General features: G+C 50.9%; 22 protein-coding genes and 10 tRNA genes. 26 read left to right on the top strand and 6 right to left on the bottom strand.

The annotated features are described in order from the left end of the window. Window positions 1–195: 195 nt before the first annotated feature. The 5 genes from ACJJIL_RS14310 to ACJJIL_RS14290 are packed head-to-tail and all read left to right on the top strand — an operon-like array spanning window position 196 to window position 4872. The gene (locus ACJJIL_RS14310; protein WP_445360003.1) at window positions 196–780 is read left to right on the top strand and encodes an elongation factor P hydroxylase; all 585 of its coding nucleotides are present in this window, start codon (window positions 196–198) and stop codon (window positions 778–780) included. Further along, complete coding sequence (locus ACJJIL_RS14305) at window positions 777–1670, top strand: 5'-3' exonuclease (RefSeq protein WP_444896617.1); 894 nt, start codon at window positions 777–779, stop codon at window positions 1668–1670. The genes ACJJIL_RS14310 and ACJJIL_RS14305 overlap by 4 nt, the downstream gene beginning before the upstream one ends. Continuing rightward, window positions 1667–2785 (top strand): 4-phosphoerythronate dehydrogenase, encoded by a 1119-nt coding sequence (locus tag ACJJIL_RS14300; protein WP_445360002.1) that lies wholly within the window; start codon window positions 1667–1669, stop codon window positions 2783–2785. The genes ACJJIL_RS14305 and ACJJIL_RS14300 overlap by 4 nt, the downstream gene beginning before the upstream one ends. Then, a complete protein-coding gene (locus ACJJIL_RS14295; RefSeq protein WP_445360001.1) occupies window positions 2776–3927 on the top strand; it encodes an ATP-NAD kinase family protein in 1152 nt (383 codons plus the stop codon). The genes ACJJIL_RS14300 and ACJJIL_RS14295 overlap by 10 nt, the downstream gene beginning before the upstream one ends. A 3-nt stretch (window positions 3928–3930) precedes the next feature. Beyond that, entirely contained in the window at window positions 3931–4872 is a 942-nt protein-coding gene (locus ACJJIL_RS14290) for a class I SAM-dependent methyltransferase (RefSeq protein ID WP_444932704.1), read from the top strand. A 34-nt stretch (window positions 4873–4906) separates the two neighbouring features. Here ACJJIL_RS14290 and ACJJIL_RS14285 read toward each other — a convergent pair whose 3' ends face one another. After that, the gene (locus ACJJIL_RS14285; protein WP_444896621.1) at window positions 4907–5308 is read right to left on the bottom strand and encodes a hypothetical protein; all 402 of its coding nucleotides are present in this window, start codon (window positions 5306–5308) and stop codon (window positions 4907–4909) included. After that, window positions 5308–6522: a pyridoxal phosphate-dependent aminotransferase gene (locus ACJJIL_RS14280; protein ID WP_445360000.1), complete on the bottom strand. Its 1215-nt coding sequence runs from the start codon at window positions 6520–6522 to the stop codon at window positions 5308–5310. Before ACJJIL_RS14280 ends, ACJJIL_RS14285 begins: the two co-directional genes overlap by 1 nt. A 186-nt stretch (window positions 6523–6708) precedes the next feature. On the opposite strand from ACJJIL_RS14280, the gene msrB reads away from it, so the two are divergent. From msrB to cyoD, 19 genes are all read left to right on the top strand, one after another. Further along, complete coding sequence (msrB, locus tag ACJJIL_RS14275) at window positions 6709–7125, top strand: peptide-methionine (R)-S-oxide reductase MsrB (RefSeq protein WP_413665066.1); 417 nt, start codon at window positions 6709–6711, stop codon at window positions 7123–7125. Continuing rightward, window positions 7122–7898: a DUF1499 domain-containing protein gene (locus ACJJIL_RS14270; RefSeq protein ID WP_444927315.1), complete on the top strand. Its 777-nt coding sequence runs from the start codon at window positions 7122–7124 to the stop codon at window positions 7896–7898. The genes msrB and ACJJIL_RS14270 overlap by 4 nt, the downstream gene beginning before the upstream one ends. A 159-nt stretch (window positions 7899–8057) precedes the next feature. Then, window positions 8058–8133 (top strand) — tRNA-Glu (locus ACJJIL_RS14265). A gap of 1 nt (window position 8134) precedes the next feature. Beyond that, window positions 8135–8210: transfer RNA gene (locus ACJJIL_RS14260), tRNA-Gly, on the top strand. A 118-nt stretch (window positions 8211–8328) separates the two neighbouring features. Next, window positions 8329–8404, top strand: a tRNA-Glu gene (locus ACJJIL_RS14255). Between the two features lie 33 nt (window positions 8405–8437). After that, window positions 8438–8513, top strand: a tRNA-Gly gene (locus tag ACJJIL_RS14250). Window positions 8514–8631: 118 nt separating this feature from the next. Then, a tRNA-Glu gene (locus ACJJIL_RS14245) sits at window positions 8632–8707 on the top strand. 33 nt (window positions 8708–8740) lie between these two features. Continuing rightward, window positions 8741–8816: transfer RNA gene (locus ACJJIL_RS14240), tRNA-Gly, on the top strand. A gap of 118 nt (window positions 8817–8934) precedes the next feature. Then, a tRNA-Glu gene (locus tag ACJJIL_RS14235) sits at window positions 8935–9010 on the top strand. A gap of 33 nt (window positions 9011–9043) precedes the next feature. Beyond that, a tRNA-Gly gene (locus ACJJIL_RS14230) sits at window positions 9044–9119 on the top strand. 203 nt (window positions 9120–9322) lie between these two features. Further along, window positions 9323–10258 carry an ABC transporter ATP-binding protein gene (locus tag ACJJIL_RS14225; RefSeq protein ID WP_444932706.1) on the top strand — a complete coding sequence of 312 codons (936 nt, stop codon included), beginning with the start codon at window positions 9323–9325 and terminating at the stop codon, window positions 10256–10258. Further along, entirely contained in the window at window positions 10255–11028 is a 774-nt protein-coding gene (locus ACJJIL_RS14220; protein WP_445359999.1) for an ABC transporter permease, read from the top strand. Before ACJJIL_RS14225 ends, ACJJIL_RS14220 begins: the two co-directional genes overlap by 4 nt. A gap of 8 nt (window positions 11029–11036) precedes the next feature. Further along, on the top strand, window positions 11037–11867 hold the full coding sequence (gene queF, locus ACJJIL_RS14215) for an NADPH-dependent 7-cyano-7-deazaguanine reductase QueF (RefSeq protein ID WP_444916041.1): 831 nt from the start codon (window positions 11037–11039) through the stop codon (window positions 11865–11867). Window positions 11868–12046: 179 nt separating this feature from the next. Beyond that, on the top strand, window positions 12047–13579 hold the full coding sequence (locus ACJJIL_RS14210) for a DcaP family trimeric outer membrane transporter (protein ID WP_445356018.1): 1533 nt from the start codon (window positions 12047–12049) through the stop codon (window positions 13577–13579). A 34-nt stretch (window positions 13580–13613) separates the two neighbouring features. Then, window positions 13614–14195 (top strand): hypothetical protein, encoded by a 582-nt coding sequence (locus tag ACJJIL_RS14205; RefSeq protein WP_282933540.1) that lies wholly within the window; start codon window positions 13614–13616, stop codon window positions 14193–14195. A gap of 255 nt (window positions 14196–14450) precedes the next feature. Next, entirely contained in the window at window positions 14451–15416 is a 966-nt protein-coding gene (locus ACJJIL_RS14200) for a cytochrome c oxidase subunit II (RefSeq protein WP_445359998.1), read from the top strand. Further along, complete coding sequence (locus ACJJIL_RS14195; protein WP_413665088.1) at window positions 15413–17488, top strand: cbb3-type cytochrome c oxidase subunit I; 2076 nt, start codon at window positions 15413–15415, stop codon at window positions 17486–17488. The genes ACJJIL_RS14200 and ACJJIL_RS14195 overlap by 4 nt, the downstream gene beginning before the upstream one ends. Next, window positions 17489–18115, top strand: a complete 627-nt coding sequence (locus ACJJIL_RS14190) for a cytochrome c oxidase subunit 3 (protein ID WP_444894403.1) — start codon at window positions 17489–17491, stop codon at window positions 18113–18115. After that, window positions 18108–18428, top strand: a complete 321-nt coding sequence (gene cyoD, locus ACJJIL_RS14185; protein WP_413665090.1) for a cytochrome o ubiquinol oxidase subunit IV — start codon at window positions 18108–18110, stop codon at window positions 18426–18428. Before ACJJIL_RS14190 ends, cyoD begins: the two co-directional genes overlap by 8 nt. A 29-nt stretch (window positions 18429–18457) precedes the next feature. Here cyoD and ACJJIL_RS14180 read toward each other — a convergent pair whose 3' ends face one another. After that, window positions 18458–19855 carry an adenylate/guanylate cyclase domain-containing protein gene (locus tag ACJJIL_RS14180; RefSeq protein ID WP_282933535.1) on the bottom strand — a complete coding sequence of 466 codons (1398 nt, stop codon included), beginning with the start codon at window positions 19853–19855 and terminating at the stop codon, window positions 18458–18460. An 889-nt stretch (window positions 19856–20744) separates the two neighbouring features. Between ACJJIL_RS14180 and ACJJIL_RS14175 the strand changes: the two genes are divergently transcribed. Continuing rightward, a tRNA-Ser gene (locus ACJJIL_RS14175) sits at window positions 20745–20832 on the top strand. Between the two features lie 885 nt (window positions 20833–21717). Further along, window positions 21718–21805: transfer RNA gene (locus ACJJIL_RS14170), tRNA-Ser, on the top strand. 698 nt (window positions 21806–22503) lie between these two features. Here ACJJIL_RS14170 and ACJJIL_RS14165 read toward each other — a convergent pair. From ACJJIL_RS14165 to ACJJIL_RS14155, 3 genes are all read right to left on the bottom strand, one after another. Continuing rightward, the gene (locus ACJJIL_RS14165; RefSeq protein WP_445359997.1) at window positions 22504–23019 is read right to left on the bottom strand and encodes a hypothetical protein; all 516 of its coding nucleotides are present in this window, start codon (window positions 23017–23019) and stop codon (window positions 22504–22506) included. Between the two features lie 277 nt (window positions 23020–23296). Next, on the bottom strand, window positions 23297–23926 hold the full coding sequence (locus tag ACJJIL_RS14160) for an HAD-IA family hydrolase (protein ID WP_445359996.1): 630 nt from the start codon (window positions 23924–23926) through the stop codon (window positions 23297–23299). A 34-nt stretch (window positions 23927–23960) separates the two neighbouring features. Beyond that, complete coding sequence (locus tag ACJJIL_RS14155) at window positions 23961–24260, bottom strand: hypothetical protein (protein ID WP_445359995.1); 300 nt, start codon at window positions 24258–24260, stop codon at window positions 23961–23963. Window positions 24261–24286 lie beyond the last annotated feature (26 nt).

Here is a 24286-nt window from a genome sequence, read left to right as displayed (position 1 = left end):
GGTGTTTGATTGCTTTAATTCCCTCCTCGGGGAGACGCTAGAAGGACACGCCCTCTGCGGCATCCCTGTTCCTAAAGGTATATGTTGATTTGCCGAAATACAACCAGCGCCTTTTGCGCCCCGCAAGCGCCTGCACTTTGATCGGGGCGCAGGCGTTGATATAGTCCCCGCCTTTGAGGTACCCCGGAGAACGCCTTGCCTGTTGCAACCGCAGAAATGGCTTCTGTTCCTACGAAACTGCCAATGGCTGATCGTATTGTCAGAGTCTTCGATCACTGTTTTTCAGACCCAAATGGGCTCAATACCCGACTTCGCGGGGGCTTTTGCGAGCCCTACTACCGGCCCAGGGGGGAAGGTCAAACCTACCACCAGGTAGAGTTCACCCTGGACTATGCGGCCAGCGCTTTGCATGAAGTGGCGCACTGGTGTGTCGCCGGAGAGGCCCGGCGGCAGTTGCCGGATTACGGTTACTGGTATGCGCCGGATGGTCGCAGTGCCGACCAGCAGGCTGAGTTCGAGCAGGTAGAGGTCAAGCCACAGGCCCTTGAATGGATCTTTGCACGGGCTTGCGGACTCAAGTTTCGCGTGAGCGCTGACAATCTGGAAAATGGATTGGGCGCTAGCGACCGGTTTAAAAAGGCCATCCGGCAGCAAGTTCTGGACTATTGTGATACCCGGCCCAACCCTCGGGCCTGTGCATTCGCCGAAGCCCTGATGAAGGAATTCGGTTGTCCCAATCCTTTTGACCGGGGCCGCTACCAATTGGCGGATCTCTCTTGAATAGTTATCTCATAGACGCATCGGTATATATTTTTCGCTACTACTTTGCGCTGCCGCCCAACTGGGAGAGTCGCAGTGGCTACTCCACTGAAGCCGTTTACGGCTTTACTAACTTCCTGTTGGATATGTTGGCGCGACAACCGGGCTATATTGCCTGCGCCTTCGACGAATCATTGGGAAGCTGTTTTCGCAATGAGATTTACCCAGACTATAAGTGCAGTCGCGCACTGCCCGATGAAGCCCTGGCTTTCCAGCTGGCGGCGTGCCGGGAAATGGCTGAGGTACTGGGTATTGCCAGCTTTTCCAGTGAGCGCTACGAGGCCGATGACATACTGGCCACGTTAACCCGGAAGCTGCACCGGCATAACCCAGTGGTCGTGAGCCGGGACAAGGATCTGGGGCAGCTGCTGGCTCGGGGCGCTGTATCCCTGTGGGATTTTGCCAACGACCGGCACCTGGATGGCGAGGGCGTACGGGAAAAGTTCGGTGTGCGCCCGGAGCAGATTCCCGACTATCTGGCCCTGGTGGGAGACACCAGCGATGATATTCCCGGGATACCCGGGGTTGGCCCAAAGACTGCGGCACGCCTGTTAGAGGCATTCGACACTATAGAAATGTTGCTGGAGCAGCTCGATACCCTTGCCACAATGCCCATTCGTGGAGCCAAGGGATTGGTGGCCCGGATAGAGGAATACGAAGAGCAGCTGCACCTCGCCAAGCGCCTGACCAGTCTTGAGGAGCGGGTTCCCCTGGATATAAAACTGGCAGATTTGCGCCCACAGCCGGTGGATGTCTATCTGGCCCGTTCCCTGGCGGAGGAATTTGGTATCGGTGGCCTGAGCAAGAAGATTGAACGCACCTTAGCGGGTGTTGATGGAGAACTTACATGACGGATAGCGCTGCACAGAGTGCGGGATTAAAAATTGTCGCCGATGAGAATATTCCTGCGTTGGAGGCGTATTTCGGTGATCTGGGAACGCTGGAGCGCTACCACGGCCGCACCTTGAGCCGAGAACAATTAATTGATGCGGATATTTTGCTGGTGCGCTCGGTCACCCAGGTTGATCAAAGCCTGCTGGAGGGGACCCGGGTGCGCTTTGTTGGCAGTTGCACCATAGGCACTGATCACCTGGATACCCAGTGGTTGGAACGCAATGAGATCTTCTGGAGCGCCGCGCCTGGCTGCAATGCCAACTCCGTGGTGGAGTATGTTTTCTGCACCCTGGCCGCACTGGAAATTGACTGGCATGGGCGCAGCTTCGGCATAGTGGGCTGCGGCAATGTTGGCGGGCTTTTGCAGCAGCGCTTGCATGCTCTCGGGGTTTCCTGCGCAGTTTACGATCCCTGGCTACCGGAAAACCCGGATGCGAGTGAGCTGGCAAAGGTGCTGAGCCAGGATATTGTTTGCCTTCACGCACCGCTGGTTAAGGGCGGCACCTACCCCAGTTTCCATATGATTGGAGCAGAGCAGTTGCGCCAGCTCCGCGATGGCAGCGTATTGATTAGCGCCGGCCGGGGTGGGGTGGTAGACAACCGGGCACTGCTGACGGAAATCCAGCGGGGTAAGCGTTTTACTTCCGTACTGGACGTATGGGAAAACGAACCGGATATCGATACTGAATTATTGCAGCATGTTGACCTGGGGACACCGCATATTGCCGGTTACAGTCTGGATGGGAAGCTGGCTGGCACCCGTATGATTCGCGAGGCCTTGTGCCGGGAATTGGGTATTGCACCTAAGTCTGCGGAATGTCAGCCGGCTGTTACCTCTAAAGAGATCACGGGAGACTCAGCAGAAGAATTACTGTTGCAGATGTACAACCCCCGCGCGGACGATCGCCGCCTGCGCGCGGCAGCAGGTGATGTGCCGATGGAGAAGGCTTTTGATTTGCTGCGTAAAGAGTACCCCGAGCGCCTGGAGTTCAGTCACTACAAAACTTCAGCCCAGACTTTGGGTGACGAAGAGAAGCGGCAACTGGAAGTGTTGGGGTTGGCGTGCAGTTAAGTAAACAAGTAAAAAAGCTTGGTTTAATTATTAACCCCTGGGCTGGCATTGGTGGCCCGGCAGGGCTCAAGGGGAGCGATGGTGCCGAAACGGTGCAACGCGCGCTGGACGCAGGTATCGAACCCCAGGCGAATCAGCGTGCGGCGCTGGCCCTTGAGGAGTTAAAACCCTTTAAGGATGAGCTGGAAATCCTGTGCTTTGCCGGCGATATGGGGGCCAGTACAGCGCGTAAACTCGGCTTTTCTGTCTGTGAAGTGGGCGTGGCCGAGTGCTCGCCATCCTCACCGGAAGATACAGAGCGTGCAGCAGCCACTATCCGCAACAATGGTGCAGACCTCATTGTTTTTATTGGCGGTGACGGCACTGCGAGAAATATCGTCAATGCCCTGGGAGATAATTTCCCGGTACTGGGTATTCCCGCCGGAGTGAAAATGCACTCCGCCTGTTTTGCGATTTCCCCTAAAGCGGGTGGCGAGGTTTTGCGCCGTCTGATGGCGGGGCAGCTGGTGGACCTCGCTGAGCGTGAAGTGCGGGATATTGATGAGCAGTCATTCCGCAGTGGGCGGGTAACCACGCGTTACTACGGCGAGTTGCTGGTGCCCCAGGAAGGTCAGTTTTTACAGGCGGTAAAAAATGCCGGCCGCGAAGTGGAAGAGCTGGCAGTTGCAGATATCGCCGCAGAGATTACCGAAGACCTGGACCCGCAAACCCTGTATGTCGTTGGCCCAGGCTCTACTACGTTGGCAATCCTCAGCGAGTTGGGCTGTGAGGGAACCCTGTTGGGGGTGGATTTATTACTGAATGGCCAGTTGTTGCAGCTGGATGTCAGTGCGCCGCAAATTGAACAGGCTATCGCCGATCACAGTGGGCCGGTAAAAATCATTCTCACCGCCATTGGTGGCCAGGGTCATTTAATTGGCCGGGGTAACCAACAATTATCAGCCAATGTACTGCGGCGCGTTGGGCGCGATAATTTAATCGTGGTTGCGACTAAAACAAAAATTACAGAATTGCATGGGCGCCCGCTATTAATCGATAGCGGTAACCCCAAGCTTGATAAACGGTGGAGTGGTTTTATTCGAGTGGTTACCGGCTACCGGGATGCCATTCTTTATCCACTGAGTAACGGGGATATTGAATAAGCGATGAGTGCAGATTGGCAGTTACTGTTGGAGCAGGTAGAAAATAAATTAGGGCAAATTGTTGGCGACAGCCGCCGTTTTTTTCACGGCCGGGGTCGCAGCTATGAGGGCTTAGAGCAGGTCTGCGTTGACAGCTTTTTCCCCGCTTTGTTGGTGACTTTTTTTGAAGAATATGAAGGTGAAGTAGAGCTGTGTGAAAAGCTCTGGCAAATGGCTGAGGCGCGAGGTTATCAAGGAGTTGCTGCACAGCGACGCTATCTCCCTGGGGCACCTTTGCAGTGGCACTTTGGCGAGCCGGTAACAGACCCGGTCGCGCAGCGTGGAGACCTTAAATTCCCCCTCACGTTTGATCGACAAAATGTGGGTTTCTTCCTGGATATTGAGCCGGGCAGGGCCTGGCTTGAAGAGCAGGTACGTGCAAGGGCTGGGCAGGCGTCGGCAAAAATGCTCAATCTTTTCGCTTTCACCTGTGCCTTTTCTGCGGTCGCGCGAGCGGCAGGTGATATCGATATTGTAAATGTGGATGTCAATCGCGGTGTTTTAAATCGCGGACGGGAAAATCACGAGGTTAATGGGCTGTCCCTCAAAGGGGTTCAGTTCCTGCAATTCGATGCGCTGCGTCAATTCAAGCGCTTCGATCGTCGCGGCCCCTTTGACCTGGGCATTGTCGATCCGCCGACGCGACAGAAAGGTCGCTTCGATGTCAGCCAGAATTATGAAAAGTTGCTGAGGCAGCTGCCCGCTTGTCTCGCCGCTGAGGCGGATCTGCTGATGGTGATCAACTCGCCACGGCACAGCGAAGCCCAGTTTAGGGAGTTAATCCTCGGATCTGACAGTGGTTATGAAGTTGTAGCGCGCTTGGAGCAGAACCCGGATTTCCCTGATCGGGACCCGGATGCTGCCCTAAAAATGTTGCACGTTAAATATCGTCGCCAATCCCGGTAATGGCGATTGTCAATGCCGCGCATTAAGGAACCCCTTACAGCGCGGCAAACTCCCGCATCAAGCGCTCCATTAGCGCCTGCAACTGGCCTGATGATCCCTCGCGCACAGCGCTGTTGAGCAACTGGGCGTTGCTCTGCCCGGACTCAGCTCCGGCATTAATCATTAGCAGGAAACCCTTGTGGGTTAATACCGCATCCTCCATCGCCTCCTGGCGCACCAGCTGGGAAAAGCTGATATAGCCACTCTGCTTAAGCCAGGTCATGGACCCCAGGCAGGCTAAATGGCGGGGGGAGTGCAGCCCGTACTCATCCGGTGAGTCGGGGCCGGAAATATCTTCCACGTAAACGGTTGCCGGTACCGGGAATTGATTAAACATTGCCAGCAGTACCCTGCCGGCATCCCGGTAAAAATCGTGAATATGTAAATCGTCCAGCATCAACAGGAATATCGCTCCAAAAAGTCGCCCAGGCGTTCCATCGCATGCGATAAGTCGTCGGCACGGGGCAGGAAGACAATGCGCAAGTGGTCCGGTGCATCCCAGTGGAAGGCACTGCCTTGGGCCAGTAGTATTTTTTCCTGGCGCAGGAAATCCAGCACCAGCTGCTCGTCATTTTCGATCTTATGATGATCCAGATGCAGCTTGGGAAACAAGTAGATAGCACCGCTAGGTTTGACACAGCTCACACCGGGAATGTCATTGAGCATGCGGTGGGCCATATCTCGCTGTTGGCGCAGGCGCCCGCCGGGCAAGACTAAATCGTTAATACTCTGGTAGCCACCGAGAGCGGTTTGTACTGCGAACATAGCGGGTACATTGCCGCACAGGCGCATAGAAGAGAGTATCTCCATCCCCTGGATAAAACCCTTGGCCCGGTGTTTGGTGCCGCTGATAATCATCCAGCCAGAGCGGAAGCCCGCCAGGCGGTATGACTTGGACAGGCCGTTAAAACTCAGGCAGAGCACGTCCGGGGCGAGTTTGGCCATCGGGGTAAATTCCGCATCGTCGTAGAGAATCTTGCTATAAATCTCATCGGCGAAGATCACCAGGTTGTGATTGCGGGCAACCTCGACAATATCCTCCAGTAGTTCCCGGGGATAAACGGCGCCAGTGGGATTATTGGGATTGATAACCACTATCCCGCGGGTTTTTGAAGTGATTTTTGCTTTGATATCCTCAATATCAGGCAGCCACCCGGACTCCTCGTCGCAGCGATAGAGAACTGGCTTGGCACCGGTGAGGTTGGTGGCGGCCATCCACAGGGGGTAGTTGGGCATTGGCAACAGCATTTCGTCGCCATTATTGAGAAGGGCCTGGGTGCTCATGGAAATCAGTTCGGAGACGCCGTTGCCCAGGTAAATATCGTTAATCTCGACACCCGGGATACCCAGGGTCTGGCACTCTTGCATAATGGCCTTACGCGCAGCGAAGAGCCCTTTGGACTCGACGTAGCCCTGTGCCTCAGAGAGATTGTGAATGACGTCTTGGATAATCTCGTCGGGGGCGTTAAAACCGAAGGGGGCAGGGTTGCCAATATTCAGCTTGAGGATGCGGTGGCCTTCCTCTTCCATGCGCTGGGCCTGCTCCATCACGGGGCCGCGAATTTCGTAGCAGACGCCGTGCAGTTTTTCTGATTTATTGATGTCCTTCATGGTGACCTGGAAGCTCTATTGCAGAGCAGGAGCGGCCCAGGGCCGCGAGTTCAGTGCGCGAAAACCGGGTAATGTCCACCAGCGGTAGGTACCACTCCTGCGGGAAACCGGGAACCGATACACATAGGCATTGCCACAAGGCGGCGCCTGACCGGAAACCCCAATTGATTACGGAAACACTAGAGTATGTCAAAACAGATGGATGAGAACTACTGGCGGGATAAGCTTACAGATGAGGAGTTTGAGGTCTGCCGGGAAGGTGGGACAGAGGCGCCGTTTAGCGGCGAATATTGGGATGTTTTTGACGATGGCGTCTATCGTTGTCGTTGCTGTGGCGAGGTTTTATTCGGCTCGCAGTCAAAATTTGAGAGCGGGTGTGGTTGGCCTAGCTTTGATGCAGAGCATTATGAAGGTGCAGTGAAGGAGCTGCCTGACAGCAGCTACGGTATGCAGCGTGTAGAGATTCGCTGCAGTAAATGCGATGCCCATCTCGGCCATGTTTTTGACGATGGCCCCACCGATACGGGACTTCGCTACTGTGTGAACTCTCTATCGGTGAAGCTGGACCAGGGCAGCGATGAAACGGAGGATGACACTGAGTGACGGAATCACACTGGAGTAATTGGCTATTGCGGGTGCAGTGGATTCTGTTACTGCTGATCGTCCTTGCGGCTGCCGCCTTGCGTTACGGGTTGCTGCACTTCTCTGTGGTTTTCAAAATATTTGTGTTTTCTGGCGGTGCAGCCTTGGCAATTGCGCTACTGAGCCTGTTTGTTTTTGTCTGGGGAGTGAGCAAGAGCAAGCCGTTGGTGCGCAGCAATGCTCTGTGGGCGGCGTTGCTCGGACTGCTGCCGGTGGCAATACCTCTGGTAACCGTAGGCAAGGGCAACTTCGATGTGCCAAGAATCCACGACATCAGTACCGATACCCGCAATCCCCCCCAGTATCAAGAGGTATTGAAGTTGCGCCAGAAAGGCGACAACAGTGCCAAATACGGTGGAGAGAAGGTGGCCGAATTGCAGCGGGAGGCGGATATATATGCCGATATAATGCCGTTGCACGTGGACTTCCCGATAGCTCGTACCACTGAGATCGCTGCTGAAGTGGCCGAAGACCTGGGTTGGAAAGTGGTTTCCTATGAGCCTCAGCGGGGCCACCTGGAGGCTGTAGCGAAAACACCGATCCTCGGTTTTACGGACGATATCGTTGTGCGGGTCAGCGCTGACGTGGGTGGTGGCTCCAAAGTCGATGTGCGTTCCAGCTCCCGAGTCGGGGTCAGTGACTTGGGTACCAATGCGAAGCGTATCCGCCAATTTCTGGAAGAGTTGCACCTGCACGCGCTGGTGCTCGAGGGAACTGGCACAGAGCGGTACTAGAATGCACTCCAGAAATGGCTGGGTTTTGTAAGTGTCTGACAACAAAAGAAAAAAAATCAAAAAGAGTGTTGACAGGTTTAGCGGTGATCCATAGAATGCGCCCCACTTCTGACGCAGGGCTACACTCAAAGGTGGAGCGAAACGACAGAAGGTTTCTGGGTCCCCATCGTCTAGAGGCCTAGGACACCGCCCTTTCACGGCGGTAACAGGGGTTCGACTCCCCTTGGGGATGCCACGCGGGAATAGCTCAGTTGGTAGAGCGCAACCTTGCCAAGGTTGAGGTCGCCGGTTCGAACCCGGTTTCCCGCTCCAAATTTCCGCTTTGCGAGATGATCTCTAGTCAACTCGGAGAGCACGCCACCGAGAAATCAGTGGCATTGCCATGGGCAGCATGGCAGCACCGGATCGCAAGGTCGAAGTGCAAGTTTCTGTCCCCATCGTCTAGAGGCCTAGGACACCGCCCTTTCACGGCGGTAACAGGGGTTCGACTCCCCTTGGGGATGCCAATACGACCCGGTAGCAATGCTACCGGGTCAATTGCGGGAATAGCTCAGTTGGTAGAGCGCAACCTTGCCAAGGTTGAGGTCGCCGGTTCGAACCCGGTTTCCCGCTCCAATTTTCTGCTTTGCGAGGTGATCTCTAGTCAACTCGGAGAGCACGCCACCGAGAAATCAGTGGCATTGCCATGGGCAGCATGGCAGCACCGGATCGCAAGGTCGAAGTGCAAGTTTCTGTCCCCATCGTCTAGAGGCCTAGGACACCGCCCTTTCACGGCGGTAACAGGGGTTCGACTCCCCTTGGGGATGCCAATACGACCCGGTAGCAATGCTACCGGGTCAATTGCGGGAATAGCTCAGTTGGTAGAGCGCAACCTTGCCAAGGTTGAGGTCGCCGGTTCGAACCCGGTTTCCCGCTCCAATTTTCTGCTTTGCGAGGTGATCTCTAGTCAACTCGGAGAGCACGCCACCGAGAAATCAGTGGCATTGCCATGGGCAGCATGGCAGCACCGGATCGCAAGGTCGAAGTGCAAGTTTCTGTCCCCATCGTCTAGAGGCCTAGGACACCGCCCTTTCACGGCGGTAACAGGGGTTCGACTCCCCTTGGGGATGCCAATACGACCCGGTAGCAATGCTACCGGGTCAATTGCGGGAATAGCTCAGTTGGTAGAGCGCAACCTTGCCAAGGTTGAGGTCGCCGGTTCGAACCCGGTTTCCCGCTCCAAAAATAAAAAGCCGCTCAATCGAGCGGCTTTTTGTTTTTCCGATATAGTAATTCTTATCTTCTGCACGGTTACTTTTGCCCGGGACTCCTGCAAGTTCCGGTTCATCCCACCAAGTGACGTGTATGAAAAACCCTAGCTCCCCTCAGGTTGAAATTATTCGGGCAAGCGCGTTGAATAACGCTCCCCACTATAGGAGTGCAAAATGAGCGCTGCGCTATCGATCCATAACTTACAGAAAACCTACGACAATGGTTTCCAGGCCCTGAAAGGCATCAGTTTTGACGTGCAGCCGGGAGACTTCTTTGCGCTGCTGGGTCCCAATGGGGCGGGGAAGTCCACCACAATCGGTATCATCTGTTCCCTTGTGCGCAAAAGCGGTGGCTCAGTGTCGATTTTTGGTGAGGATATCGATGTCGATTTTGCTGCGGCCAAGCGCCTGTTAGGTGTTGTGCCACAAGAATTTAACTTCAGCCAGTTTGAGAAAGTGTTCGACATTGTCGTTACGCAGGGCGGTTTTTACGGTATGCCGCGCAAACTGGCTGAAGAACGCACTGAGAAATACCTAAAACAGTTGGGTCTGTGGGATAAACGCGCTACCCAGGCGCGCATGCTCTCCGGCGGTATGAAGCGCAGATTGATGATTGCCCGCGCGCTGATTCACGAACCGAAGTTGCTGATTCTGGATGAACCCACAGCCGGAGTGGATATAGAGCTGCGGCGTTCCATGTGGAGTTTCCTGGAAAAAATAAACCAGCAGGGCACCACAATTATCCTCACCACCCACTACCTGGAGGAAGCCGAGAGCCTCTGTCGCAATATAGCGATAATCGACAAGGGCGCTATTGTCGAGAACACTTCGATAAAGTCACTGCTGAAAACCCTGAACCGGGAAACCTTTATCCTGGATTGCGCGGAATTTTTCACTGAGTGCCCGGACTTGTCCGGTTATGAAGGGCGTTTGCGGGACAATCACTCACTGGAAGTCACTATTGAAAAGGGGCAATCTCTGACCGAGGTATTTGCGTCATTGCAGCGGCAGGGCATCACAGTTACCAGTATGCGAAATCGCGCTAATCGCTTGGAGGAATTGTTCCTGTCCATGTTGTCGGAAGAAAAAATGTCGGGGCTAGAAGAGTGAAGGGCAGATTAATCTGGATATCATTCAGCACTATTTACCGTCGGGAAGTCCGGCGCTTTATGCGTATATGGCCACAGACCCTGGTACCGCCGGTAATCACTATGTCACTGTACTTTGTGATCTTTGGCTCCCTGATTGGTCGGCGAATCGGTGATATGGGGGGGTATCCGTATATCGAGTTTGTTGTACCGGGTTTGATCATGATGTCGGTGATTACCAACTCCTATGCCAACGTAGTTTCGTCTTTTTACAGCGCTAAATTTCAGCGCAGTGTGGAGGAGCTTTTGGTCTCGCCAACGCCGAATTGGGTGATTATGGCGGGCTATGTTCTCGGTGGTGTGTCACGGGGATTAATGGTGGGGTTGATAGTGACTCTCGTAGCGATGTTTTTTACCTCGCTGACGGTAGAGCACGTCTTTGTCACGGTAGCGATTGTATTTTTGACGGCGGTGCTGTTTTCCCTGGCCGGGTTTATCAATGCTATTTTTGCCAATAGTTTTGATGCTATCTCTATTATTCCGACCTTTGTATTAACTCCCCTCACATACTTGGGAGGCGTGTTTTACTCTATCGACCTGCTGTCGCCTTTTTGGCAGGGGTTGTCGAAATTGAACCCAATTCTTTATATGGTGAACTCCTTCCGTTACGGCATTTTGGGTGTTTCCGATATTAGTGTTGTCGGGGCATTTTTGGGCGTCCTGGTATTTATTGCGCTTTTGGCATCCTGGGCCATTTATCTGATGAGCCACGGTAAGCGACTGAGACATTGAGCAAATTTATGACAAGAGAAGACTGGCAAAACCTCCCCCTGGGGCAGGAGACCACCTACGAATCCACTTACAACCCCGAGTTGCTCCATCCAATTCAGCGCTCTGTATCCCGAGCCCAGTTGGGGCTCTCTGCCGGCGCAATGCCTTTCTTTGGAGAGGATGAATGGTGGGGTTTTGAGCTTTCCTGGCTGAACCCCAGGGGCAAACCACAGGTGGCGGTGGCTCGTTTTAGTTTTCCTGCGGAAAGCCCCTGCATGGTGGAGTCAAAATCCTTCAAACTGTATTTAAACTCTTTCAACCAGAGCAAGTTTGAATCCTGGAGATTGGTACAGGATGCCCTGGTGCGGGACCTCTCTGCAGCGGCGGGGGCAAATGTCGGCGTTACCCTGATGGATGTGGAAGATGCAGCGCTGGCAGTTGAGAAACCAGAGGGCTATTGTCTGGATCATCTTGATATAGAAGTGAATAATTACGAGCCGGACCCCGCACTTCTCGCCCTCGAAGGCGGTGAGGAAGATGTGAGTGAGGTTCTTTATAGCCACTTGCTGCGCAGTAATTGTCCGGTAACGGGACAACCGGATTGGGCGACAGTAGTTGTGGACTATAAAGGGCCGGCACTGAAGCGAGAGGCACTGTTGGCTTATATTGTTTCCTTCCGCGAACACCAGGATTTTCACGAGCACTGTGTCGAGCGTATCTTTTGCGACTTGCAACAGTTGGCGGAATTTACCGAGTTAACTGTATGTGCCCGCTATACCCGTCGTGGCGGCTTGGATATTAATCCGCTGAGATCGACTCGCATTGAGAAACGTATGCCTGCGCGTTTTGCCCGTCAGTAATTTCCTTTCTTAAGTGCCACCGGAGTCCCCGGTGGTACGGCCCTTCAATATCACTCTTTGCCTAAGGCCGACCTGGGTTGGCGCTGCGGACTCTTAAGCTACGCTTTCTAGATAGGCCGGGGAAACCGACAGTGTAGTTGTGTTGGCCGCCCCACAGGAGGTGGAGTTGAGGCTGACAGATGGAGATTAATACCCAGTCCCCAGTAATTCCTGCCGTAGTAATCGGTTTTGCCCCACTTCTTTTTTCCCAATCCTCCACTGCAGAAGTTTATGTTAAAGCTGATGATCTGATACGGGTGATTGAGGCCCAGCAACAGCAGCTGGAAGAGCAGCAGGCTCAGATTCAGAAACAACAGGCAGACCTCGAAGCCCTGCGTCGGCAAATTGAGCAAATGCAACGGGCGCCACCATCCCGACCGTCTCTGGAAGTAACTCCTGTACAGCCTGTCGAAGCACCGGTGAGCAAGGAGGACATGAATGATTTACAGCGACAGATCGAGGAAATACGCCAGGAAGTTCCACCTGGTTCGCTGCCCCCGCCGCGGGCCCAGTCTGATCAGGCGGTACCTGACCCCAGTGACATCGAAGATGTGATTGCTAATGCGACAACGGAGTGGCCTGGCTCCATTCCCTTGTTGGGAAATACCATGAAGGCGAAGATCAGTGGCTTTGCGGACTTGGATGTCAATTATGATACCGACGCGATTATCAGCCCCGCACAATTTGTACCTGCCGATATTGTGACTTTCGACAAAACGGCTGCAGAGGGAGCAGACGGGCAGACAGAATTTACCGTGCAGACCTCCAGGTTGGTATTTGAGACCCTGCAGCACTGGGAGGGACGTGAATTTAAAACCCTGATTTCGATGGACTTCCTGCAGGACTCCAGTGTTACCACTCCCAACCCCCGTATGCGCAAAGCTTATGGAGAAGTGAGTAATGCGCTTTGGGGGGGCAGTATTCTTGTGGGGCAGCAGTGGTCAACATTCGCGAACTTGGAAGCGGTCCCCAATACTCTGGATTTCCAGGGGCCTAATTCGGCATTTGGCTTGCGCCATTCAATGGTCCGATGGATTAAGAGGTACGGGCCACAGTATTACTTTAAGGTGGCTATTGAAGCGCCGGATTCACAAATATTCGAGGATGCAACCGAGGTTGCCCGCTGGCCCGATGCGGTATTTGCGCTGGAGTCGGACTTGCCTAGGTCCCAGGTACAAGCGGGTTTGGTATTAAGGGATTTGCGTGCGAGTGGCGATCCGGATTCAGCCGTATCGACCACCGGCTGGGGATTAAATTTAAGCGGCACTTTCAATATGCCCGGCGTACTTTCCAAGGATGTTCTTTATTACTCTTTGTCCCTCGGTGCAGGATATAGCGGTCTACTTAATGACGCGCCACCAGATGCAGCTTATGATTTTTTTGATAACTCGGTAGAGGCACTAAATACTACAGCCTGGTATCTGGGGTACCAGCACTGGTGGACTCCTTGCCTGTATACCGTAGCGACCTACGGCAGGGTAAGGCAGGATAATCTGGACTTCCAACCCGGTGAGGCCTACAAAGCAACCCAATACCGCAGTATCAATATTGTCTGGTTACCCTTTCCCCGTTGGTTGACTGGAATCGAGGTGCTCTACGGCGCTCGCAAAGACAAAGATGGAGATAGGGGGTCTTTGGTGCGGACACAATTTACGACCCGAATGACATTTTAAGAAAGTAAAGTGTTTAAACGAGGTGTTCAGGTATATGCGAGTCAAACGAGAGAAGGTATTTCAAGCACGGGTTATTCGGTTGTTATGCAGCCTTTCAGTGATTTCCCTTCTGCTCGGATGGACTTCAGCCAGTACCGTGGTTACGCGGGTATGGCAGTCCCCATATATTGGTATTCAAAGCTTAGGAAAAACCCTGGTACTCGCATATACCCTGGTACCGAGGCCGATAGTCGGTGGGCAGGTAGAAAGGGAATGGGTCATGCAACTGCAGGATACGGGTATTGATGCGCATTCCTGGAGTGCTCTCGGGGCAATAACTGGTGTTCCCTCAATGGGGGAGATTGCACCCTTACTCCGGGAGAGGGGATTTGACACTTTATTGGTTACCCAATTGTTGGCATTAAAACGGATCAACCCGAATATCCGCAACTCCCAGGTTGCTGTTGTGGAGACACGTTTATATTCGGCGCCTAGTGACGAAGTTTATTGGTCGGTTCAGTCGGATACTTTTTTATACAAGTATTCAGGGGAGGAGCTGCGCCATCCTAATGAGAGAGATTTGCGTGAGTTTGTAGAGGTGATGATTCGCACTATGTCCGGCAATGGCGTTTTATAGCCGCAAATTTTTCGTGATTTTTATCGAATCTTTCACCAGGGCAATAGAACTGTTGTATTCAGCTATTCTGGTGAGACAAACCGTTTATGGGCCTATCAAAGAGTGCGCGTTCAATGGTTTGAAAGGGAATTCAAAGCGTTAGCTGGAATAGATGCCGGCTAACTACTTTTGGCGGTAGGCTTTACCATGGATTGGAATCTAAAAGCCCCTGTGGTTTTTTGGCGTGCGTATCTAAGGTGCTGGAGATGTGTTGATGTGCACTCTCCACGATTATTATTTATTCTGCCAGTTTTTCTCTCAATTTTATTAATCCCCTATTCAGCCAGTGCCTCTGAAACCTTTTTGATGCCGTTGGGACCAGTGGCAGAGGAGCAGAAAGTACACTTCTTTTGGGCTATGGCACTCACCATGGTCGCTGTCCTCCCGGTATTTATCCTGGTGCCAGTAATCCTCTTTAAATACCGAAGAAAAAAAGGTCACGGATTCTATGCGCCAAAATGGGAAACGTATGGCCCGCTCGAGGTCATTATGTGGGGTGTGCCATTCCTGGTCATAATTGTGTTGTCAGTGATGCTCTGGCGTGCAACGGCGCGGCTCGACCCCTACAAGGAAATACAGGGCGTTGTCCCCCCGGTAAAAGTGCAGGTGGTGGGGCTCGACTGGAAGTGGTTATTTATCTATCCGGAGCTGGATATTGCAACAGTCGGTGAATTGGTCGTACCAGTACACACTCCAGTCTCAATGATATTGACCAGCGATACGGTAATGCAGTCGTTCTTTATTTCTGCACTGGCTGGGCAGATTTATGTAATGCCGGGTATGACGACAAAGCTCAATTTTATCGGTACAAAAACCGGCGACACCAGAGGGGAGAATACCCAATATACCGGCAATGGTTTTGTCGACCAGAATTTTGCAGTCAAGGTTGTGACTGATGAGGACTTTGAAGCCTGGGTAAAGCAAGTACGGACGGGTGGGATTGTCCTGAGTCCAGAAAATTATAACCGCCTGGCACAGCGAAACACCAAAAAACAAGCATACAAAGTCTTGGGAAATAGCAAGATGCCAGAAAATACACTGTATTTTAACTTGCCGGGCACAGACCTTTTTCACGAAATAGTAATGCGTTATCACTCCGGTAAGCCGCTGAGCATCGAAGAGCAGCCCGGTACCCGAAAATTCGGCCGGGGCGAGGATGATGCTGAGGGAGCGCAGCCATGAACAATTTGGATTACGGTTGGCTGGGTAAGCTCAATTGGGATTCTCTAGTGTTTAGCGGGTTTCTTGAGCGGCCCTCTGTCAGTGAGGCCGTTGCCAGTGTGGCGGGCTCGATAGTAATACTGGCAACAGTGGGAATCCTGTTTTTACTGACCTGGTTTAAAGTCTGGGGAACACTCTGGCGGGATTGGTTGACCAGCACTGATCACAAAAGAATCGGCATTATGTATATCGCTTTTGCGATCGTGATGTTGGTTCGAGGGTTGCTGGAGGGGATGGTAATGCGTGCTCAGCAAGCCGCCGCACCGGAAGGCTTCCTCTATGCAGATCACTTTGCCCAGTTGTTCAGTACGCACGGCACAATAATGGTGTTTTTTGTGGCAGTTCCGTTTTTGGTGGGCCTTATTAATTTCGCTATGCCGCTGCAAATTGGTGCCCGTGATGTGGCCTTCCCGGTACTTAATCAAATCAGCCTGGCGGTGACAGTTTCCTCCGGTATTTTGTTGATGGTCTCTCTGGTGGTGGGGCAGTTTTCTACTGGGGGTTGGTCGGCTTATCCGCCTTATACGGGGGCGGATTTTAGTCCTGGGGTTGGGCCTGACTACTGGATATGGGCGATCGTATTTTCTGGGGCGGGGACGACATTAACGGGGATTAATTTCACCGTCACCGTGTATAAATGCCGTGGTCCAGGAATGCACCTATTCCGTATGCCACTGTTTTGTTGGACCGTACTCTGCGCTTCCATTCTAATGATTTTCGCAATGCCGCCCCTCAGCGTTGCCGCCTTAATGTTGGGCTTGGATCGCTACCTGGATTTCCACTTCTTCACCAATGACCTCGGTGGAAATATGATGAACTATGCCAATTTGTTTTGGCTCTTTGGACACCCTGAGGTCTATCTGTTGGTGCTGCCAGCCTATGGGATTTTTTCCGAGGTCTTTTCCACCTATTCGGCCAAAACCCTGTACGGCTATAAATCCCTGGTGATTGCCACCATGTGTATTGCGATTCTGTCGTTTACTGTGTGGTTACATCACTTTTTTACCATGGGGCAGAGTCCGACGATCAATATTGCCTTTGGTATAGCGACTATGCTGATCGCGGTGCCGACCGGGGTGAAAGTTTACGATTGGATGGCGACCATGTATCGGGGTCGAATACGCTTTACCACTCCAATGGTTTATGCCATCGGCTTTTTAATCCTGTTTGTGATTGGTGGCCTCTCCGGCGTTATCCTGGCTAACCCCACTGTCGATTTCCAGGTGCACAATACACTGTTCTTGGTGGCGCATTTCCACAATGTTCTGATTCCCGGCGTGCTGTTTGGAATTTTGGCAGGGTACAACTACTGGTTCCCCAAAGCATTTGGTTTCCGTCTTAATGATAAGTGGGGTAAACGCTCAGCCTATCTCTGGTTTGCAGGATTTATGGTGACATTTTTCCCGCTCTATGGCGCCGGCTTATTGGGGATGCCAAGACGATCATTCAGCTATGCCGATCTCACATTCAAGCCTTACATGATCGTTGCTTTTATCGGCGCAATGATTGTTCTGGCGGCCTTAATTTCGCTGGTTATTCAATTTATCGTAAGTATCAGGGACCGAAAGAAAACCCAGGTTCCTGTGGGTGATCCCTGGGATGGACGCTCCCTGGAGTGGAACTCTCCCGCTCCAGTACCGGCTTATAACTTTGTTGAAATACCCAAGGTTACTGATCGGGATGCATTTACTGAGGCTAAGGAGCACGGTGAAGCCTATAAGCGGCCTAAAGTCTATCGGGACATAGAGCTCCCTAAAAATAATCCTCTCGGATTTATTTTGTGCGTTGTCAGTGGAATTTTGATGTTTGCCCTGGTTTGGTACATCTGGTGGCTTGCACTGATCTCCGCATTAACCATTTTGGTTGCAGTTATCGCGGCCACCTTCCGCAAAGAAACAGAATATATTATTCCTGCCAGTCAGTTAGAGAAGGATACGGAAGCTTGGTTGGCCTTGGTCGAGAAGAGCGAGGCAGTGAGCCGGGACCTGGAAGATTCCCCGCGAAATGTCGGCCTTGCGAAGCTGGAGATCTAAATGAATCCCGTCTCTTCACCGAAAAGCCCGGGCAGCATCAATCCCCACGAAGCCATCCACAGAGATCCCGATATGGTGATCTTTGGCTTCTGGGTCTTCATGATGAGCGACCTAATTTTCTTTGGGGTGGTATTTGCGATTTATATCACCATGGTGGGCGCTACCGCCGGAGGGCCAGGCCCGAAGGAGCTTTTTGATTTCGGCAGCTTGTTCGCCCAAACGATGCTTCTTCTAACCAGTAGCCTCACTGCGGGTATTGCGACAGTTATTGTTAAGCATGAACGCAGTCGCGCTGCCTTTCTATTTTGGGTGGTGATAACCCTGTTGCTGGGCATGGGTTTCCTGGCATTGGAGCTGTACGACTTTGCCGGGATGGCCGAGAAGGGAGGGGTGCCACAGCGCAGTGGTTACCTGTCAGCCTTTTTTGGCTTAGTGCCCTTGCACGGTCTCCATGTCACTTTCGGCTGTCTGTGGATGATCGTTTTGATCGTTCAGGTTTTCACTATGGGATTGGGGGATGTCGTAAAGCTGCGCTTTCTGCGCCTGGCATTATTCTGGCATTTCCTCGATTTGATTTGGATCGGAATTTTTTCCGTGGTTTATTTCGGTGGCTGGGTCTATGGCTAAAGAACCGACTTTTGCACAACACTTGCGGCTGTATATCACAGGTTATATCCTGTCTATTGTGCTCACTCTGGCGGCTTTTGCCGCAGTGCTGACGATCGGAAGGGAGAATAAAAGTGTCTTGATTCTGGTTGCGTTACTAGGGGTTGCGCAACTGGTAGTGCAATTAAAATATTTCTTGAACGTAACAACCCAACGGGACCGTAGGGATAACCTGGCGTTAATCCTTTTTTCTAGCTTAATTCTTTTGATTATTGTGATGGGTACAGTCTGGATTATGGGGAATCTGGCGGTGCGTATGCATACCACTATGTAGAAATTTGAGCCTACACACCTTTTATAAAACTAGATAATGACTTTGCTCTTCAGGTTGGATGCTGCTTTTTGCAGGGACTGTAAGACCTTTTCCTTATCGTAATTTCGGATTTTATCCAGGTCTAAATGCATTGAGAATCCAGGGGCATGCTCCTCCAAGTAACTCTGTTGGCCGCCCAGGTTCTTACGCAGATCAGTAACCTGGTAAACCTTCACCGGAGTACTAATACCTTTTACGGTGATATGCCCTTTGTCCCGGCACATTACCGTGTGTTTGATCATGGCCCAGGTCTCGTGGCTAATCAGGATTTCTCCCGGCTGGGCGGCGCCTTCCAATCGTGAAGCGAGGTTAACGTGGGTACCCATCACCGTGTAAGACTGGTAGTTGGCGGTACCAAAAATGCCGACAGTACAGTAGCCGGTATTAATACCCATCCGAACCTGTAGAGGGCGCGAGATACCTTTGTTGTACCATTCCTGCTTCATTTCACGTACGCGTTTACGCATCGCCAGGGCCATAGCTACGCAGCGCAGAGCGTCTGACTTTGGTCCTTTACTCTCATCGTCCCCAAAAACAACCATTACCGCATCGCCGATAAACTTATCGATAGTGCCGCCGTATTGCCCAGCGATGCGTGCCATTTCAGAGAGGTAATTATTGAGCAGCTGGGTAAAGGTCTCTGCCTCTAATTCCTCGGTGAGCTGGCTGAAGTCTTTGATGTCAGAAAAGAAAACGGTGAGGAGCTTTCTCTGGGTCACCAGAGCTTCTTCATCCCCAGTAGTGACAGAGCGCCACAGCTTTTGTGGCAAGTACTTGGAAAGTTTGTAGGAGCGAACCTTGCTAACGCGCTGCTCAACCATCAGGGAGTGATTGGCTTCCTTAAGCTGGCCAATCTGGCGGTGGGTAAAGAATGCATAGGCGCATAAATAGGCCAGAATACAGATCAGGCTTACGGTGCTGATAGTGAGGTCAGCGCTCACTAGCAGAGATGGCTCGTGCATCAGGTACCCGATAACGACCCCAACCAATAAGCCGGTATTGTGCTCAAACCAAGCGCGACCACCGCCGCCCCCAGTGAGGGCATTCAGCTGGACCATGGTAACCAGCAGCAGCGAGGGCAGCATGCTGAAGTCTGCCAGGGATATGGTGATGCCGATCAGTACTGTATCCAGGAAAGAGAGGCAGCGGCGGGTTTTCAGTGCTTTTTTATCGCCAGTTTTGTAGAGGATAAATTGGGCGAGAGCGGTATAAGCAATGATAAAAAGAGCAGATCCGGTAATAACCAGCTTGTCTGATTGCCATGGCGCATCCCAATTCACCGCGTTTGCCAGGGTACCGGCAGCGGCAAATAAAATCAGGGTGCGAAAATAGGTGGAGTAGCGAGGGTTAACATTCCGCCCCGTGCTCTCCTCAAGCTGGTCCTGCATTTGTGTTGTTCTTTGTCCGTTTGAGCAGAAAGTGAACACCTTGCGCGTTGGCGATAGGGTGGCTCCGATTTCCCCATCCACCGTATAGCCACGCCGTGACTCCAGCAGCGCAGTTTACTCTTCCGAGGAACAGAATGCGAAAAAACTGTGCATGCAAGTGATATTTTTCTCGTTGTTGTTGCCAGTGATATTACCGCACCTCCAGCCTCAGAACCTCCCAATTTTCATGGCAGATTTGCAGTTTAGGCAGGGAGGGTACCTTAGGGCTTTGCGTATCAAGGTTTATATAGATAGCGACCACTGACTCTACAGCAGGCCAAGGATTATGACAGGGTGCTTTTCCGACATTATTAACCTAGATCAATCTAAGCTCAGGAATCCGAGCGACTTGTACCAGGTGAAGGGAAAAGGGGAGTGTCAGTAAAAGACAATTTTTCCTATGGCTGCTTTAAGGGGCTGGGTACCGGCCTCATATAAAGCCGGGCTTATATTCACCTTTGAGTCAAGGGGTTACATGAGTTGTACAGCCCTTATATTGGAGAACCGAAGGGGCTGGGCCGGCCGGAAAACTAATGCTGGTCGGACTAATATAGAGCCTGGGTCAAACGACTCACAGAGTCTAGCCACCAAACCTGCGATAGCTGAGGGACTCATTTGAGGGGGCAAATAGCCGTGGTGACTTGTAGCGGATAGTCTGAGCTCCCTCATGATGCCCCGTTTTAACAGCCAGAGAGACTTTTTTCGCATTAGTGCTTGCACAACAAGGAACATTTGGGTAAAGTGCGCGCTCTCTCGACGACACAGCAGCTATCTTCCTGATTTCCTTGAAGATTTCGCTGAAGAGAGAGACCGCTACAACGCGGAGAGCCCTCGCGAAGGGTGACAATTTGGTGAGGTGTCCGAGTGGTCGAAGGAGCACGCCTGGAAAGTGTGTATGTCGCAAGGCATCGAGGGTTCGAATCCCTCCCTCACCGCCATCTTCTAAAAGCCCGGCTTATGCCGGGCTTTTTTGTTTCTGCCTTTCGATTGGTTTCTCTATGTCTTTTTTGGCGGTTCTACTCGTCAGCCCAGGGATTTTTGGGCTTTGCTAAGGGGGGGGATCTCATCTTAGAAGGGTTTGCCAAATACTGCTGCGTTTATAATTGATGAGCTGTTAGATTTAAGGGGGTGCACAAAGGCCTCTTTACTCATTCTGCTGTAGTATTTTATATAGATCCTCATTTTTGTTGCTATTTTCCCTGCCGCCAAAATTTTGTGGGCTAAGTTGGTTTTGAGGGAATTTTAACTGCAAATTAGCTCTTCTCCTTGCTTTTTGCCTGCAGCTCCACCGTCTACTTTTTAGGGTTAAACTTATACACATTTATATTTTGGCTCTTATTGAGGCAAATTATCTAAAAAAAATTTGTACCTACTAAGTAAAAACTTCTTATTCAACAATCTTCTCTACTTCCTATTTTTTCTTTCACTTAGAGTGGCTTGTTGGAAGTTTGTGCCGTCGGTCATATAAGTGAGAGTTACACTGCCGGTATCAATCAGCTATAACGCAATAAACAAACCCTAACAGGGACGGGCGCAAAGCTATTTCCAGACAAAGTTGGCAGTTTGGCGGTGGTGTGGGAGATACTTAGGGTGCCCTCCAATGGTTTATATAGCCCCCCAGGGAAGCCGCTAGTAGCTGAGCATGAGCACCAAGAAAAGGTAAGTACACATTCACCCCAGATTCCACTGGAATTTTCTTCGACATTTGGGTAAAGTGCGCACTCTCTCGACGATATAACAGCTATCCTATTGATTTACTTAAGGGTTTTGCTGGTAAGAGAGGCCGCTTTAAGGCGGAATGCCCTCGCAGAGGGTGACAATTTGGTGAGGTGTCCGAGTGGTCGAAGGAGCACGCCTGGAAAGTGTGTATGTCGCAAGGCATCGAGGGTTCGAATCCCTCCCTCACCGCCATCTTCTAAAAGCCCGGCTTATGCCGGGCTTTTTTATTTCTGAAGCTTTTGTTCTTTAGTCTTGAGTATCAAAGACCTTAGCTGTCACTGCTTTCTCCTGTAGACGGAGGAGGCTGCTAGGCAGAGACCCTATTTATTACCGCAATACTCATCAAAATTGCTGGGAGTGTTAGCAAAGCCAGCCTTCTCTGCAAGTTCCCATGGTCGTTCGCATTCTTTAGTTTTACTACACCAAAGGTAGCCGGCTGAGTTTATACACCCGTGGGCATCCTTGTCTGAACCGACCGGTGTAGAGGGTTTGGGATCTTCTGGAGTATCTGAGGAGCACCCCGTCAGGGACGCGACTAGAATAAAAGCGGCGGCTTCTTTGATTTTGAGCATTACAATCACCAGAAAGTTAAGGTTATTGTTAAGTATACGATTTAGTGCAGTACCCTTCACAAGCCGTGCCTAATTGTTACTTCAAGGCGGGTTCAAGTGGGTCTTTTAATATTATTATTAAGTTTGAAAGGGTATGGGGTTGATAAGCCCCTTCAGTCTAGTAGCTTATCTGCAAATCTGGCTATACTTAAAAATCATCCTCTCGAAAACTTTCAAAAGTCCTGGTTACTTTAATATCCTGTCTTAGGGCTGTGATATCTCTATCGCAGGAAAAAATAAGTCCGTAAGTAGTAGCGGATTGCCTAAATCTACAGTATTTCATACTGACTTCACCATACTGGCAAGCAGCTTTTCACATGCTCTATAGAGAATAGGTTCTAGTTCTTTTGCTCCAAAAACAGGCCTATGTCTGAGCATCCCTCTTAGGCTGAATACTCCTGAAAAATATTCTCTCCATGGCATTTTCTCTCGAGCCCTATAAGAGGAGTGTGTTTTATTGGAGTCGGCGTAATAGAGTCGAGCTGCGACTTCAATCTTTGGCCGCCAGAATACAGGCATTGCACCAAATTCTCCAAAGTATGCGGTGTCAAACTCACCCCCTCTTACTTTTAAGACTACAACCTCTAGTGCTAAATCATTGGATTTGGGTTCTATTCGACTCGATATATGTGGTAAGGAGAAAATTTCTACCAGCCTATGACGAATGCCCGCCTCTAAATCTTCGCCCTTAAAAGCTCCCCAAGCACCAATCTTGCTAAATTCATTCTGTGAGACGACAATCATTTTATCCAGATAGACTCGTGGTTTACTCTTTTTAAATAACTTTGAGAACATTCTTACTGTAGCCAGATATAGGTTTTGTGAGGATGGGTACAAGGGTTAGTGCTGAAGGTATCGTGTGAAACCGACATCCTATTAGACATGGAATGATAGGTTTTCTTTCTATATTTTGCACTACTGTTAATGGCTAAATTGTACCTCCCATGGGCAAAGAGCCAAATAGATATTGCTTGTCGGGAACCATCTTTCATCTGTCGCCCATGATGACCCGTAGTAGTATGAACTTGAATGAATGATTTTAATAAACTAAAGGTATAATGTTCTTGGGGGGTTAGTTACCTATTAGTTTTGGTAACTCTCTCATCGCTTGAAAGGACACTACGCCAATGGTATTAGATTCCTCATTAAAACGATTAAAAAAGAAAGTTTTCATGCCCGCTTCTATACCAGCCTTAACTCCCACTGGCCTATCATCTATAACGGAGCAGTTTTCAGGGTGGTAGCCCATACTTTTGGCGGCATGTAGGTATATGCCTGGATCAGGTTTCCACATACCTACTTCATATGAACTGAATAAATTATTTCCGAAATACTTAGATAGCCCACATATATCTAATGAATGCTTGATTTTTTGCAGGGGGCCGCTAGATACTACCGCTTTCTCACCATCAAGTGCCTCAAGAGCGTCTACTACACCTTCAACAGGTTTTAACTCTCTGGTAAATAGTTTTGTGACTATATCGCGATAAGCTGCAACAAAATTGCTTTTCAGTTTGATATTATTCTCTTCTTCTAATAGGGATAGAATACTTGCCAGTTTCCAGCCCCTAAATCTTATGACCAGTTCATCAGCATCTAGTTTTATTCCGTAATTTTCGAACGCAATAGCTAAGCCAATGCTGGAGAGGTGTTCGCTATCAACTAAGGTGCCATCGTTATCAAAAAGCAGGCATTTACTCACAGATGAAACTCCGATTGATTTCTTTTATGTTACGCTATTTTTCCCATAGTGAGTTTATATAAATGATATATAAAGCCGCCGCCGCAACAGGCATGAAGTGCCACCAATAAGAGGAGGCGTCCCCTCCGAGGCTGTATTGGTATATAACAATACCGGCGGCAAGTATGCTAATTGAGGGTAGTAAGTATAGGGAAGCCGCAAGTATCACTGATGATAGTTTTGATAAATTTCCTCTATTAGCTACGCCACCTCCAGCGAATGCGGCCATCATAAAAAGGAATCCGCAAAAAGACAATTGAAGAAATGAGCCTACAATAACCCAAGTTAAAGACATGTTGATCCGTCTCCTTTGTATAATTT

This window comes from Microbulbifer maximicatervae (SeqCode) (genome assembly GCF_052468095.1).
Note: the sequence above shows the minus strand (reverse complement) of the source record. Positions and strands in the feature narration are given on the sequence as shown.